Below are 15,338 nucleotides of genomic sequence, written 5' to 3'. Positions count from 1 at the left end.
ATACAAACTATGTAATCTTCCTTCCAAGTTGGTAAGTGTATTAGGAAATTACTTTTTCACATACCAAAGGAGTCTAAAATCACTTGCGAAAGTTCAACTTTTTCGGCGCCTCTTAGGAACGGTTCAGCTTATCGTCGCTATCAGCTAAATTGCTAAAGGAGCTGCCGTCGACAGCTCCTTGTTTTAATTCGATCTGGTGTGCGTATTGTTATTTCCTGACCTGTTTACCCACTGGAATACTCTGAGCAAAACGAAACACATTATGAGGATCGTACTTTCGTTTCACCTGCTTCAATCTGCCAAAGTTCTCGCCATAATACGCCTTGGGCCAGTTCTTAATCTGCAGATCGGGGAAATTCACATAATCCCCCCTATTGAACTCCATTCTGGCCGTATTGTATGACGGATTGCCCGGAAGTACGATCCTTCCGGTTAATCGTGTACTTTTCTTTTTCGACTTTTGTGCCATCTACTTTACACCATCCCTGCTCATGACATAAGCCTTTCTCATCAGCTTATTTCTATGTAGGGACACCTGTCCTAGTAACGGCAACTGCCCAGTTTGAATCGTAAAAGTAGTACATTATTAAATGTACTACTCACGATAATTTCTTAGTTGCTTAGTTTCCTAATAAAGATCATTCAGGGTTCTAATTCAAGGTGCATCTTAGCTTCCGCCTCATCCCATGGCACCGAGTAACCTGCCCCCTTGGCACAAAAGATGGAGGAGGATGTATACAGTGGGTCTGCCCCTTTGCAGTAGCCCATCCGCTCTATAACTTCCTCCGTATTATGGCAGCGGTCGTAGCCGCTGAACACGCAGCGAATACTGCCTCGTCCATGCGTAAAGGATGCGAATTCGGCACTGTAGTTCATGAAAGTCGATACAGGCACCCTGCCCGTGACCACCGCTTGCGTTCCGATTGTCTGCGGTGGATTAAAAATACCTGAAGCACGCTGAATATCGGACAGCACCCTGCCCATTTCATCGATATTAACCTTGATTTTGAAATCGTAATAAGGCTCCAGCAGCACGTTGTCCGCCTTCTCCAGACCCTGCCGTAGTGCTCGAAAGGCAGCCTCACGAAAATCACCGCCATGGGTATGTTCTTTATGCGCGCGGCCCTTCAGTAGCGTAATGTTCACGTCGGTGACCGGCATGCCGGTCAGCAGTCCGTGATGCTCCCGTTCGTAGAGATGATTCCGAATCAGATTCTGATAGCTGACATTCAGATCATCGGCATGACATCTGCTATCGAACATGATGCCGCTGCCTCTTTCTCCCGGTTCAATCAGCAAATGCACTTCCGCATAATGCCTGAGCGGTTCAAAGTGGCCGTACCCTTTTACAGTCGATTGAATCGTTTCCTTATACAAGATTTCCGGTTGTCCAAAAGAGATAGCCAAGCCAAACCGCTCTCTAACAAGCTGCTCCAGCACTTCCAGTTGAATCAATCCCATGACGCGGATAGAAATCTCCTGCAATTTCTCATCCCAAACGACGTTCAGAGACGGCTCCTCCGCCTCCAGCGTGCGAAAGGCACCGAGCACCTTCTGTACATGTAGCGAATTGTCGAATAGTACCTTCGATTGTAACGTTGGCTCCGAATCGTAAGCTAACTTATCTGATATCGACCCCAGGCCTTGTCCGGCCTCGGCGGCGGACAATCCGGTAACCGCAAACAAATCGCCGGCTTCTACTTGTTCCACCGGCTGCGATTTAAGGCCATTAAACAAGAAGAGCCGCGTAATTTTTTCGTCATACTGAACCCCGCCGCTCTCGTAACTAAGCTGTTCTCTCACCTTCAGCCGACCCCCCAGCGCCTTAATGAATGTGAGTCTCGCTCCGCCTGCATCGTGCCGAATTTTATAAACCCGCCCCTGGAACGAAGCATTCTCATCATAAGTGGTTGTCGCCAGCAGATGCAGTTGATCCAGAAATTCAATGACGCCTGTATCCTGAAGCGCAGAGCCGTAAGCACAGGGGAAGAGAAGACCCGCCGCTATCATCCTCTGCAAAGCCTCCAGCCAGAAGCCGGAATCCTCTCTCCCCTCCAGGAATGCTTCTAGCAGGACTTCGTCCCGCTCCGCCATGGCCTCCCGCAGCGGCTCGCCGACTATGCCGTCAGCGAAGCTCTGTGTAATGCAACATACTTCCCTCGTCAATTGCTGACGGATATCCGCCTCGGTTCTGCCTGCATCCGCGCCGATCCGATCTGTCTTGTTGATAAAGAAGAACGTCGGAATCCGATGCTTGCGCAGCAGCTGCCAGACCGTCTCCGTATGACCCTGGACACCTTCAACTGCGCTTACAATCAGGATGGCGTAATCAATGACCTGAATCGCCCGCTCCATCTCCGGGGAGAAATCGACGTGTCCGGGCGTGTCTATTATGTAATAGCTATCTCCCTTATATTCTATTACCGCCTGATCTGCGAACACCGTAATACCTCTTGCCCGCTCGATGTCGTGGCTGTCCAGAAACGCATCCTGATGATCCACCCGCCCCCGCGATCGGATACTGTTCGTATGGTACAGCAGCTGTTCCGCAAAAGTTGTCTTACCTGCATCCACATGGGCGAACAGGCCAATCGTTAGTCGCTTCATAGAATCCCACTTTCAACGCTTCTTGTTGATACTGCTCATTTTATTAAAGCATAGAAATCGGGAGAGTGGGTAGGAACACTCCAATTAAAATCGGAGAAGATTGGGGGCTTATCTGGCTGTGATGAGTGATACCGAATTACCTCCTTATCCGGCTGATTAGTAACGGTTCTGTGATGCGAAAAAGCGTTCAATCATTTGCTTCGTTTCGTTTGGACTTCTCAATTGAACTGCCTTTCCGTTTTCATCAAAGGTAAAATTCCCCCTAAATGCTTCTGGCATATCCTGATACTGTTTCTCGACTTGTTGAAGTACTTTTTCAAAACAGGGATATCCGTATTTTTTAATTAGTAGAGGCAATCCGAAGGCAGATCTTAAAAACTCAGAAAAGGAGCCATCCGTAGTCAGATAGCTCCTTTTCTTATTCTCAGTACGAATTATTCTTGTACAATTCGAAATCTGCTGATCATTTCGCTCACTTGTTGGCTTGATTGTTTCAATTGTTCAGCTGCACTATGCAGATGGGAATACGCTTGACTCTGATCGTTAGAAGCCGAACTTATCTCTTCTGTGGCAGAAGCTGCGTCTCGAGCTACATCGGATATCTTGATAATGGATGAGATGACCTGTTCCCTGCTAACATTCATCTGCCCTATATCCCCATCCATCTCTTGAATCGAGCTAATGATTTCCTTTAGCATATCCATAATCGATTCAAATACCGTTCCCGACTCCTGAACAATAAGAGATTGTTCGGAGATAATCACCTCTGTCTGATTCATGACCTGCAACGTTTGAGAAACTTCTGACTTGAGGCGTGCAATAGTTGTGTTAATTCTCTCTGTTGATTCATAAGTCATGGTCGACAGCTTGCGAATCTCTGTAGCGACAACTGCAAATCCTTTTCCGGATTCGCCAGCACGCGCCGCTTCTATGCTCGCATTTAATGCGAGGAGCTTCGTTTGCTCAGATACTTCATTAATCGTTTGTACGATTGTGGAAATCGTAAGCATCTGTTCTGCCAGTCCTTCAATATGTTGTACGACCAGTTGGTTTGCTTCTGTCGTTTGGAGATTGTGATCCTGTAATTTCTTTACTTTATCCATGCCGCCTCTTAAGACGATTTCAGCCTCTGAAGACAAGCTGGTCATTTTTTTGTTCCTTACATTTACCTTTTCAATCGTGTCCGATAGCGCCATCGTTTCACGGCTCGTTGCCTCTGTCAAGGATGCTTGCTCAGAAGCACCAACTGCAATTTCATTAATGCCTGACGTCATTTCCTCGCCGGTTGCCGTTGTTTGTTCCGCAATAAAGGTAAGTTCATGAGCAGAAGTATTTACATGGCCAATCGATTGGCTTACTGTCGAAATGAGTTCTTTCATACGAGATACCATTATATTAAAATCAGCGGTTAATTGCCCAAGCTCATCCTGGGAGAAAGTACGTATATCGACGGCCAGATTGCCCTCCGCAATCTCTCGCACACGTCCGCGCAAATAACGGATCGGATGATGGATGGATCGGATGATCAAATAACCAAGCAACGATGAAGCGATCAAGCCTGCCAATGTTAAGAGGATACTGACCAATCGCAGGAAGCTGTATTGTTTTTGTGTGCTGTCCAACATGATTTGATTATCATCGTAGTACAGATCGCCTATGTGATCCAAAGCGTCTTCCATCTGATCAAACTTTTCGCTGCCCTCCTGATAAGAAAGAAGATTCGCCCTTTCACGGACAGTTGAATCCTTTGACGATAATCCGTCAATCACTTTCTTGGAGACCAAATCATACGCTGCAACCGTTGCTTCGTAGTCTTGAATCAACTTTTCCTCATTATCAAAAATTGTTCCAATTGACTTATACTTATTAAGCTTCTTCTTTGCCGACTCCTTTTGTTTCTCGTAATCCTCCAGTTGTTTCGAAAATTGTTCCGACCCTGGTTCATAACTGTACAGCGATCGCTCTGCCAACAGCATCTGATATAGGTCGATATCTGCTGTACGAATGAGATCAATGACTTCCGCCCTAATACTAAGGCTCTCCTCAAGCGAGGATTGTACCCGCTTCAGATTGTAAATCCCAACGCCTCCGATCACAAGGCTAGTGATTACAGTAACGACGATCGTTAGAATTACCTTGTTCCTGATCGTCATCGTGAACTTCCTACCTCTCATTATGCCTCACTCCCATCTAGTCCCTCTCGAGGTAACATAAAATAATATTCGACATGGTTTGCTAAACACCTTTCTATACAGCAGAGTTATGACGAAATCGTGAAATTGTTAGAAACCAAGAGTCACACACATGGGATTACGTTTCCAAACCCCATTCTTCCTAGGGAGGAAATGCTTAATTTTTAAATCACAATCGAAATACTCTGACCCTTAATCCTTTTGCTTCATTTTGACAGCAAAGGACCCCTCTGCATGGATCGCAGAAGGGTCAGCGGTTAAAAAATGGCGTACTGTATTAGATTCTCTAAACAATGAGGCTTATAGATTTAATAAGTTTAGCCAAAAATTTAGCCATCATCGGCATAATGAAGAATACTGTCTATTGGCTAAACTAAAACTTTCATTTTATTGTCCAAAGAGATTCTACAACTCTCCTTCAAGAAACTTAATGAGGTACCGTCCAAGCTGCACAAGGAAATTTGCTATGTTTTCATATCATATTACAACCACTACTATCGCTAATTAAAAAATCTATTGATTCAGGTTCCTCAGCGACTACCTCTGTAGGTCCCAGACTATTTTTCCTCTTCTTGTAAGGTGGCTGCCCCGCCTATTAAACAGGGAATCTCAATATCATCAATGTCCATCATCTTATCTTTCTCTGCATCATAGTACTCCCCGAATAAAAACAATGACTCATTTTTCCTATTCAATAAATAAGGGATAATTTTTTCACAAAATTCTGTAACACTTTTAAACATACACTCTGGGGCAATCCCCGATTCATCGATAACCAACAATTCCTTGTGTTCAATACGAGTAGGGTGCGATTTAAATGATACAGTTGAAAAGAAGTACCCTTGCGATACGCTTTATAAATTGGAACTTCTATGGTTTCGATGAAATCTCCATCCGTATAATTCAAAGTAAACTTTACGGTCATCTCTATTCTCCTTTCAACAAACCTCATCATTGTTATAGTCGTCGCTGCTTTTCAACTTCTTGGACTCAGCTTATCGAAGATTTCGTGATTCATAAAAACGATCTATCATTTGCTTTATTTTCATCGGAGTTCTCAACGAAACTTGCTTCCCATCTTCATCAAAGGTCAAATGCCCCTTAAATGCTTCTGGCATATCCTGATATTGTTTCTCGACTTGTTGATATACCTTTTCAAAACAGGAATACCCGTATTTTTTAATTAGAAGAGGAAACCCGAAAGCAGACCTTAGAAACTCATATTCATAGTAGTTATAAGGAGTTGTCTCTGCTCTTTTTATTAAGAGCTTTAAGAAATGATTGATGACCTTGTCGATCTCTTGTTCGGTAGCATATTGGGCCAGCCCATGGATCGTGAGTAGTTTCATATCTAAGTATCGTTCTTTTTTATAAGCTTTCTGAAAAAAATCTTTCAACTCTAATTCCTTGCATTGGATGAGACCTCTCAGAATTTTATTTCGCCATGCGGCATTCTTAGATTTAAAATACAAGATTTCTATTAAGTCTGCCTCTTCTTTTGTTAAAAACTCATAGACTACATCATCTAATGCGCTCATAAACCTAGGATCATTTTCGCGAATCGGCGCAGTTGTGAGGTACTTAATCGATTCCTTGTGAAGCTCTTGATTATTTAAAGACATAGCGCATGCCCCTTTATAAACTTATTCAACATGAATGCTACATTTAGATACAAATCCATTAAGACAATAACAGATTGTAGAGTTAGCTTCAGCAAATCACTGTGACGGCCAATTTTGCCTCTGAAGTAAGTATGTCTCCTAAAACTTCCCTAAGCAAAGCAAATTATCAGGATTGAATAGAAAGTCATTAACCATTTTCGTGTACTCAGCTTTCCACCCTTTAGCATCACCTTTCAATACTACAAATCATATTTCCTCTAAACCTAACGTTATTCAGAAACTTTATATTTCTATAAGCATACGCTATAAAAGTTTCGCCCTACTTATGATATGGTTCACCGTATCGGGTCTATCGGCGAATTTTTCTGGTAATTTCAAAAAAAAGCAGGTCACAGTAGCTAAGTGACCTGCTTCTTCGTCCGATGATTTGGCGAATAATCACGCCCACTAACAGAACGACTATAACTATGCCTATTGCAAGTAATACTGCGTCTATAAAGATTTACTCCCCTACTTCACGCAGACTCATATATATTTCATCAGTGAATATACCAAGCATTTGTTTCTTGATTTCATCGTTATCCAGCAACAACGAGAAGAAGTCCTTGTTTTGCTCAAGCCCCTCAATAAGCGCATCGTCAATGCTGTCTAAATAAGAAAACTCGAAGTCTTTAATCGTGTTGTTTTTTGCGGTTGTTTTCAGTTTAGAGGATTTCAGCAAAATATCCCTAATCTGTAACATTGCTTTCACGGCTACATCGTTATCGTAGTTTTTGCCTGTGCGTGAGTTAATTTCGGCGATAATCTGCGAAAGCCGCTCCTCCTTGGCTTCGGTCAAGCCGAACTTATCTGCCACAGGCAGTTTTACTATAGGCTGCGCCACGAGGTTAGGGGTCTGGTGTTCCTCCGCTTTTTTCTGTACGAAGTTAGTCGCTTTAATCTTACCGTCAAGGTCAAAACCACCGCCGGGGTGTTTAATATTGATATACGACAGCAAGTAAGTGATGAAGTTATACTTCTTATGTAAGTCCACATCTTCGAAAGAGGACACTTGAATTAAGAATTCATAAAACCGATTGAAATTCCGCATAAGTGAAACTATCTGAGTTTGCTCCATAAGATCGTAGTTTTCAATTTGTTTCTTTGCTTTCGAGAAATAGAAAGTCAGCTTTTTCTTATCCCTGGCATCAATAATGCTTTTGTAAAGCAGTTCATTGGCGGCATCGATGTCGGAGGGATCAAGTACATAATAAGCATCAATCTGTGCTTCCAAATCATAGATGGCCGTAGGAGTTACAGAATTGGAAAGCAACGTGGTCGTAAAGTACGGAGCAAACGCCGCCTTTATATCCTCGTAGCTGTTGGAAAAGTCCAGTATAAAAGATTTCTTTTCAAACGGCGGGCAGATACGGTTAAGCCTTGAGAGTGTTTGAACCGCAGTCACACCTTTCAGTGTTTTCAGAACATACATAGCGCAGAGTTTGGGTTGGTCAAAACCCGTCTGGTACTTATTCGCCACAAGCAGTACATTGTAATCATCTTTATCAAACTGCTTTGCAAGTTTATCTTCCGAAAACCCATTCATACCCGCTTCGGAATACTCTTTTTCTTCTTTATTGCCGTTTTCATCTTTGATTTTAACTTTAACCTTGCCGGAAAAAGCCACTAGAGCGTGAATGTCGGTATAGCCTTTCTTGGTGATGTAATCTTCCAGAGCCTTGCGATATTTTACAGCTGCTTCACGGGAGGCGGTTACCACCATAGACTTTGCCATACCGCCGAGTTCTGACATTACGCTTGTGCGAAAATGCTCGACTATAACCTCAATGCGTTGCCCGATGTTCGTTTCGTGTAGCTCGACAAAGCGGGCGATTTGCCTTTTAGCATCGTTTGTTTTGCAACGAGGGTCATCCTCGACTTCTTTGTTAATCTGGTAGAACGTGTTGTACGTCGTATAGTTTTGAAGTACATCGAGAATAAAGCCTTCTTCGATTGCCTGTTTCATCGAATAAATATGGAATGCCTCACGCTGTCCTTTGTAGTTCAGCTTACCGAACAGTTGTAGAGTAGTCGGCTTAGGAGTAGCGGTAAAGGCAAATATAGACACATTTTCCTGTTTGCCGTTGCGAGCGATTTCGTCAACAATCTCGTCCTGAATGTCATCGTATTCTTGCTCACCCGCACCGAGCGATTTTGTAACCGCCGCCATATCTTTGCCGGCTGTTGAGGAATGCGCTTCGTCAATAATCACGGCGAAATGCTTATCTTTCAGTCCCTTAACAGAATCCACTATGTAAGGGAACTTTTGAATTGTCGTAGCTATAATTTTGGTATTGCTTGCAAGGGCTTTAGCAAGGTCGGCGGAGTTGCACTTATCGTCCATAACCTTAATAAGTCCGCTTTTATGCTCAAGCCCCATAACCGCCGCTTGTAATTGACGGTCAACAATAACACGGTCGGTGACAATAATGATGTTATCAAAGATGATTCTGTTATCTGCATCGTGGAGTGAGGTCAGCCTATGAGCAAGCCAAGCGATAGAATTGGTTTTGCCGGAACCTGCACTATGCTGAATCAGATAATTCTGAGAGGTTAAGTTTTCGTAAACATCACCGAGAATCTTGCGGATAACATCAAGCTGATGGTAGCGAGGGAAGATAACATTCTCGCTCTTCTTCTTCTTACCAGTGAGTTCATCTTCCTTTTCTTTCGTCTCGATAAAGATAAACTTCGTGATAAGGTTGATGATGGTATCCTTTTTTAGAATATCATTCCACATATACGACACGCTATAGTCGCTGTTTTCGTCTCTGCGTGGCGGGTTACCCTTGCCGGCATTCACGCCTGTACCGTTACCAGTATTAAACGGCAAAAAGAACGTATCGCTGCCGGACAGCTTTGTGGTCATATAGACTTCTTCCAAGTCCATAGCAAAATTGACGAGAACCCCCGCCTTAAAGCGAAACAGTCTCGTCTTGGGGTTACGTTCGGCACGATACTGATAGATTGCATCTCCATAGGATTGCCCTGCCATATTGCATTTGAGTTCAAAACTCATAATAGCGAGACCATTTAGGAAGATAACAAGGTCGATGCGCTCGGAGTCGCTTGCCCAGACTTCTTCCATAACAGAGAAGATATTTTTCTCATAGTTAGCCAGTAACTCTTTATTAAAGTCAGTGGCGGGTTTGTTGTACATCAGTTTCAACGGCATATTTGAGATTTCAATGCCGTTCTTTAAGACATTAAGTAAGCTGCCGCCGCTCTTTGTGGTTTCGGTGTTTATGAAGTTGATGATGGTTTCTTCTAAGTTATCTTTGTAAATATTGGCAATAGCATCCATCTTTTCCTTTTGCGTATCGTTAAGAAACTGAAAAAGCAGTTCACGATCAAGGCCAAAGAGGCGGTCAAAATTAGTGGCTTTGCGCGGCTCAAGATAGCCGTTGTCTTTATGCAACCGCTCCATTATAAATGCTTGGTATTCTTTTTCGCTCAGTATCATATTCATACTGTGACCTCCTTTTTGCCTGTAACATATTCGTATATGAGGGACTTCTTGCACTCGTCAAGAATGCTTAGTTGAGATTTTTTGAATGCAACAACAGCATCTATGTCTTCACATTTATTATCTAAAAACTCCACAATAGCATCCTGTTCCTTTTGGGGTGGTACTAAAATGGTAAATCTCCCCAGACTGCTGAAATTGCGAAAATCACTTGACCTTACCCGAACCCCGTTAGCATAGAACCAAAGTACATCATTTTTTGCCATGCTTCGCAAACAGTACATAAAATATCTATTGTTTCCACTTGTTTTACAGACATGGACAACAGGGGAACATTTTCCTCGACTGTCAGAGCATCCAATAGCCCCGGCAAAAGTATCCATTCCATGAATGACCAAGTCCCCCTCATTAACACCTTGATATCCATTTTCAGTATACGATACCGTAAAACCGTCTTCTCGTCTGTTTTTTCTTAGTGTGACTTGTCCATCTCTAAAGCACGTAATGACTTCGTCATCATTTTCGACATTTCTATTTAGTGGTATAATTTCGTATTTTATTTTGCTCATTCGCCAACCACGAGGTATACCAGAAATCCAAGGAACCTCATGCGAAACTGTCATAGGGTGTCCATCGATTCCCTTAGATATGGATTCGGTAATTAATGATTGCTTATACTGTTCAAGCAAATCAATTTGAGATTGAATTTCAAAGGTTACTGAATCAATTTCCGAACATTTTTCCGCAAGATAATTCGAGATGCGTTCTTGTTCTTCTAACGACGGATATGGTATAGGTCTTTTAAGTATCCCATCTGCCGAAACACGTAGGCGAATTTCAAGAATTCCATTTGCATATTTTCTTAATTCTTTCTGAAACCCCACGGTTTGAAAAACATAGTTAATAAACTCAATGCTTTCTTTTGCTAGAGGTTTAAAAACGTAATAAACAGGGCTAACACAGCCAAAATAGTTAGAAATTCCAACGGAACCAATAATTACATTCATGCTATTTGCAACTATTGTGTTGGGGTAAGCCAATTTATACTCTGAATAGTTTTCCTTTGACTTATTGCCCTGATTGCCTTTCTCTTCATAAGGTATTACACCGAGTTTATTTGTAAGAGAAAGAATCTGTTCAGTCTTTATGGGGTTATTGGAAATATTCACTTCATTCAAATGCCATTGCAATCTCTCTAAGTGCCAATCTTTGGGGATCGAACCCAACCATTCAATCCCGCTGTCTTTCATCTCTCTCATCATTTCACCCCGCTAAACAGCTTCTTAATTCGCGCAGAAACGGCAGACTCCAATTCCAAGAATCTGGCTTCCAGCTCCTCGCTTGGCGTCGGTTGTTGGTATTCATAGAAGTAGCGGGTAAACGGTATCTGCGCGCCGGTCTTGATTACGGGCTTTTTCTTTGAGAGGTCTTCCTCAAAGAACGCCTTTGCGTCCGGGATATGCGGATAGACTTCTCGCGACATATAGGTTTCGATGTCCTCTTGGTACTTGACGATTTCGGTATCCTTGGTTTCTTTGTCGTATATAATCTCGCCTTTTTTGTCACGCTGAATTTCGGCGGTCTTGTCCATCACGGAAAGCCCGTCGGCTATTTTGTCGAGCAGTTTCTTGTCGGTAGTATGAAGCAACAGCAAGTCTGCCAAAACCGGTTCAAACGCCTTCGGCGAGAGATACACTTTGTCAGATATAGCCGCTTCAAGCGCAGCGACAATGCTGTCATACAAAGGCTTTTTCTCTTGGTAACCTTCAAGTTTCTTTTGGTCTTTACCGCCCAGTTCCTCAGCGCTTTCCAGTTCGGCGACTTTCGCCTCGTCATAGAGAGATGAGAGTGCACCCTTGGAAAGCATAGCGGTTATCCGCTCTGCGGTTATGGCGTAGCTGCGCTGCAACGGCTGCATGACCGTATATTCACGATAGAGAAACTCTTCATTCTTGAATATTTTGCAAAGTTCGTTTTCCTCAAAATCCGCGTAAAGCTTTGTGATGACAGAGCGGTCTTCGGGACTGATTTCATTCTTCTTATCGCCGAGGGATTTGCGAAGTTTATGGTAAATGCCCGTGGCGTTTATAAGCTGAATCTTGCCTTGGCGCTCTTTGCGTTTATTTTTTGAAAGTACCCACACGTAGGTGGCAATGCCTGTGTTGTAGAAAAGGTCGGTCGGCAGAGCGATAATCGCCTCTATTAAGTCTTCCTCAATAAGCCAACGGCGGATTTGACTCTCACCCGATGACGTGCCGCCGGAAAACAGCGGACTGCCGTTTTGGATAATAGCACATCGTCCAAGTTTATCGTCTAGCTTATTTACAGCAGACTGTACGAACAGCATTTGTGCATCACCGGAGCTGGGCAATCCCGCTCCCCAACGTCCGTCAAAGCCTTTTAAGCTTTCTTTCCTAACAGCATCTTCCATGCCCTCCGGCGCATCTTTGCCGCCCCACGGCGTTCCGAACGGAGGATTTTCAAGTACAAACCGCATTTTAGTGTCTCGGAAGCAATCTTCCTCCATCGTGTTACGGTAGCGAATATTTTCGGCGTTTTGCCCTTTGATAAGCATTTCCGCTAGGCACATTGCATATGATTCAGGGTTTACTTCTTGCCCGAACAGCCGCACATCGGCGGTCGGATTATAACGCTTAATGAAGTTTAATCCAGTCGTGAGCATGCCACCCGTTCCACAGGCTTGGTCTAATATAGTGATGATTTTACCGTCATCGAAGATGTCTTCGCAGCCTTCCGCAAGCAGAATGTTTACCATCGTCTTAACAATGTCCCTACCTGTGTAGTGGTCGCCTGCCTCGGCATTTTCTGAGAACTTTTTTATTAGTTCCTCGAATATATACCCCATCTTCACATTGTCTATGGTCTGTGGATTCAAGTTGAGTTCAGAGAACGCTTTTATGACGGACAAGAGCCGGTTACTCTTATCCATCTTATCTATTTGAGTCTTAAAATCTAAGCCTTTGTCGTTGGAGAGGATAATCTCCTGCACGTTTGCCGAGAAACCTTGAATGTAGCTTTTGAAGTTAGCGGCAAGATTCTCGGAATCGTTAATGAGTTCTGCAAGGTCATATTCGCTCGTATTGTAAAACTGAAAGCCGGATACACGGTACATAGCCTTAGCCGGATAGTTCGGGTTTGCTTTATGCTGGGCAACAACCGCATTTTTGGTCGGTTCAAGAGCGCACTCAAAACGGCGAATAATCGTCATCGGGATGATGACATCTTTATATTTATCACTTTGATAGGGTCCGCGCAGTTTGTTTGCGATAGACCATATAAAATTCACTTCTGCGGATACATCTATGGGTGCATCATCCCACATCGCATCGATTACAAGTTTAGTCGCCATTGGGTGACTCCTCCTATGATTTTCTTCATCATTTTCCTATTTACACCAATAGTCAGCGATGGAAGTCTTGAATTATATTGTTTTCCTGCATAGTAGTAAGGGATAGTTCCTTTTAGCTACATACATATAGTATGAAACTTGAATAATTTGAATCACAAAATACATCTTACAATCAAAGTTTTATATATTTTGTCATATAATGCTTGGATCTACTTACAGAAAATTTTGACTTAAAAATAAAAAGGCAGCTATCGGAATCTCTGATTGAACGCACCAACCTCAGTCCAGACACGACATTAAAATACACCAAATTAAACTTTGAACTCCCCAATCAACTATATCATAGAATATTCTAAGAAATCGTTACATTCACTTGTAATGCACTCAAGAGAATTATTGACAAATCAAATTTCTATTTCTGTCACTTTGCAATTTTCGCTCTACTTATGATACGGTTCCCCCCGATTAATCTTCACCGCTCGGTAAATCTGTTCCACCAGCACCAATCGCATCAGCTGATGTGGCAAGGTCATTCTTCCGAAGCTCAGCTTCTGCTGGGCGCGGCGGAGGACTTCGTCAGAGAGACCATGACTGCCGCCAATGACGAAGACAACATGGCTTGTACCGTAAGTGCCGAGCTTGTCCAATTCCTCTGCGAGTTCTTCCGAGCTCCACAGTTTGCCGTCGATGGCGAGCACAATGACGTGTGCTTCACTTTTCACATGAGCAAGGATGCGCTCGCCCTCTCGTTCCTTGACCTGTCGAACCTCCGCTTCACTCAGTGTGTCAGGAGCCTTTTCATCGGGTACTTCGATCATTTGAAATTTGATGTATGGCCCTAGCCGTTTAGCGTATTCCTGAATGCCCATGACCAAATATTTCTCTTTTAACTTGCCAACACCTATAAGTTGAATAAACAAATTCCATACCCCTATCTATGTCGAATGATAATGTAAAATCGTATTTACGATCCCGAACTAAAAACATACCTGTAACATAGTTATTTTAGCACCTGAAACGCCTCTTACCTATCTATTTCCTCTCTGTTGCGAGCCTATCCCTTGTTCAGATCATAACGGATCAGTCATTTACACTCTTCACAATGAAATGCTATCAGTTCCGTAGTCATCAAGACACTTCATTACTATCTGTCGATATTTGCTGATTTGCTCCGCTGTCGCTGACTCCCGTAATGATTCAAACAATGCTGTACATTTCTTGAAATTACGATCATTACCCGACTGATCAGCTAGTTGCATCGCCTGTAAAGTAAGTCCCACTGCATCCTGTAATCTATCGTACTTCCGATAGTACAAAGCCAAGTGATAGCAGTAACTATAATAGTAAGATATGTTCTCTGCGTCTTCATAACTCCCGAATTCATCAATCTGCTCTGCAAACGTATGTAAAATATCTCCTACATCCAAATGATACATAAGCGCTGCCTGTAATATGGTATTCAGCCCCGGTAATATTTCCTCTAAATTATCCTGCAAAAAGGCTACATATTCCTCGACAAGCTCTATATTTCCAGACAAAATATCTACTGCATATAAATTAGTTTTGGCTAAAAACCTGAATTCCTCGACAACCTGATTGTCATCTTCCTTTAGGTCCTCCATCCACCCCAGCTCAGCATACTTATAGATGCACTCCCTTGCCTGCTCATATGTACCTTGGTTCTGGTGAGCCATTCCACACATCAGGTGACTGAAACCAAAATAGTATACCAACGGACGTTCTAAATTGACATGCGGGATGGGTAATTTCATTGCTTTATGATACTGCCGTTCTTCGTAGATACGCTGGACACATTGGTGCAAAATATCCGCCGTCTCCATCACCTTTTTCCAATTTTCAAAAGCCACAGCCATCTCCAACATTTCAACAATGATATCCGGTTTGAGTGATTTCAGTATGGAAGTTTCCAAGAGTAGCCTCTCCTCATATTCCCATTTACATCCAATTGTATGGAAATTGGAAGAGGAGGTCAATATAAATAGTACTTAAGAGTACAATTTTATGTGTTTTTATTTTGTATA

9 protein-coding genes and 1 pseudogene are annotated in these 15,338 nt (G+C 42.9%); all 10 read right to left on the bottom strand.

Annotated features, from left to right (window positions below):
- Positions 1-208 precede the first annotated feature (208 nt).
- Positions 209-373, bottom strand: a pseudogene (locus tag C0638_RS25610) (BBE domain-containing protein); the annotation flags it as partial.
- A gap of 269 nt (positions 374-642) precedes the next feature.
- A complete protein-coding gene (locus C0638_RS08040; RefSeq protein WP_058712167.1) occupies positions 643-2,607 on the bottom strand; it encodes an elongation factor G in 1,965 nt (654 codons plus the stop codon).
- 434 nt (positions 2,608-3,041) lie between these two features.
- Positions 3,042-4,760: a methyl-accepting chemotaxis protein gene (locus C0638_RS08030; RefSeq protein WP_013373868.1), complete on the bottom strand. Its 1,719-nt coding sequence runs from the start codon at positions 4,758-4,760 to the stop codon at positions 3,042-3,044.
- Between the two features lie 596 nt (positions 4,761-5,356).
- Positions 5,357-5,578 carry a hypothetical protein gene (locus C0638_RS25605; protein WP_233902296.1) on the bottom strand — a complete coding sequence of 74 codons (222 nt, stop codon included), beginning with the start codon at positions 5,576-5,578 and terminating at the stop codon, positions 5,357-5,359.
- Between the two features lie 216 nt (positions 5,579-5,794).
- On the bottom strand, positions 5,795-6,421 hold the full coding sequence (locus C0638_RS08025) for a hypothetical protein (protein WP_058712166.1): 627 nt from the start codon (positions 6,419-6,421) through the stop codon (positions 5,795-5,797).
- Positions 6,422-6,923: 502 nt separating this feature from the next.
- Positions 6,924-9,929 (bottom strand): type I restriction endonuclease subunit R, encoded by a 3,006-nt coding sequence (locus tag C0638_RS08020; protein ID WP_058712165.1) that lies wholly within the window; start codon positions 9,927-9,929, stop codon positions 6,924-6,926.
- Complete coding sequence (locus C0638_RS08015; protein WP_158657697.1) at positions 9,926-11,188, bottom strand: restriction endonuclease subunit S domain-containing protein; 1,263 nt, start codon at positions 11,186-11,188, stop codon at positions 9,926-9,928. Before C0638_RS08015 ends, C0638_RS08020 begins: the two co-directional genes overlap by 4 nt.
- A complete protein-coding gene (locus tag C0638_RS08010) occupies positions 11,185-13,296 on the bottom strand; it encodes a type I restriction-modification system subunit M (RefSeq protein WP_058712163.1) in 2,112 nt (703 codons plus the stop codon). Before C0638_RS08010 ends, C0638_RS08015 begins: the two co-directional genes overlap by 4 nt.
- 440 nt (positions 13,297-13,736) lie before the next feature.
- Complete coding sequence (gene rlmH, locus C0638_RS08005) at positions 13,737-14,216, bottom strand: 23S rRNA (pseudouridine(1915)-N(3))-methyltransferase RlmH (protein ID WP_058712162.1); 480 nt, start codon at positions 14,214-14,216, stop codon at positions 13,737-13,739.
- A 177-nt stretch (positions 14,217-14,393) separates the two neighbouring features.
- Positions 14,394-15,227 carry a hypothetical protein gene (locus C0638_RS08000; RefSeq protein ID WP_058712161.1) on the bottom strand — a complete coding sequence of 278 codons (834 nt, stop codon included), beginning with the start codon at positions 15,225-15,227 and terminating at the stop codon, positions 14,394-14,396.
- Between the last annotated feature and the right edge of the window lie 111 nt (positions 15,228-15,338).

Source organism: Paenibacillus sp. lzh-N1 (assembly GCF_002872435.1).
GTDB lineage: Bacteria > Bacillota > Bacilli > Paenibacillales > Paenibacillaceae > Paenibacillus > Paenibacillus polymyxa_C.
Note: the sequence above shows the minus strand (reverse complement) of the source record. Positions and strands in the feature narration are given on the sequence as shown.

Coding starts and splice junctions, on each gene's coding strand:
- C0638_RS08040 (WP_058712167.1), bottom strand. CDS start 2,607: ATGAAGCGACTAACGATTGGCCTGTTCGCCCATGTGGATGCAGGTAAG.
- C0638_RS08030 (WP_013373868.1), bottom strand. CDS start 4,760: ATGACGATCAGGAACAAGGTAATTCTAACGATCGTCGTTACTGTAATC.
- C0638_RS08025 (WP_058712166.1), bottom strand. CDS start 6,421: ATGTCTTTAAATAATCAAGAGCTTCACAAGGAATCGATTAAGTACCTC.
- C0638_RS08020 (WP_058712165.1), bottom strand. CDS start 9,929: ATGAATATGATACTGAGCGAAAAAGAATACCAAGCATTTATAATGGAG.
- C0638_RS08015 (WP_158657697.1), bottom strand. CDS start 11,188: ATGATGAGAGAGATGAAAGACAGCGGGATTGAATGGTTGGGTTCGATC.
- C0638_RS08010 (WP_058712163.1), bottom strand. CDS start 13,296: ATGGCGACTAAACTTGTAATCGATGCGATGTGGGATGATGCACCCATA.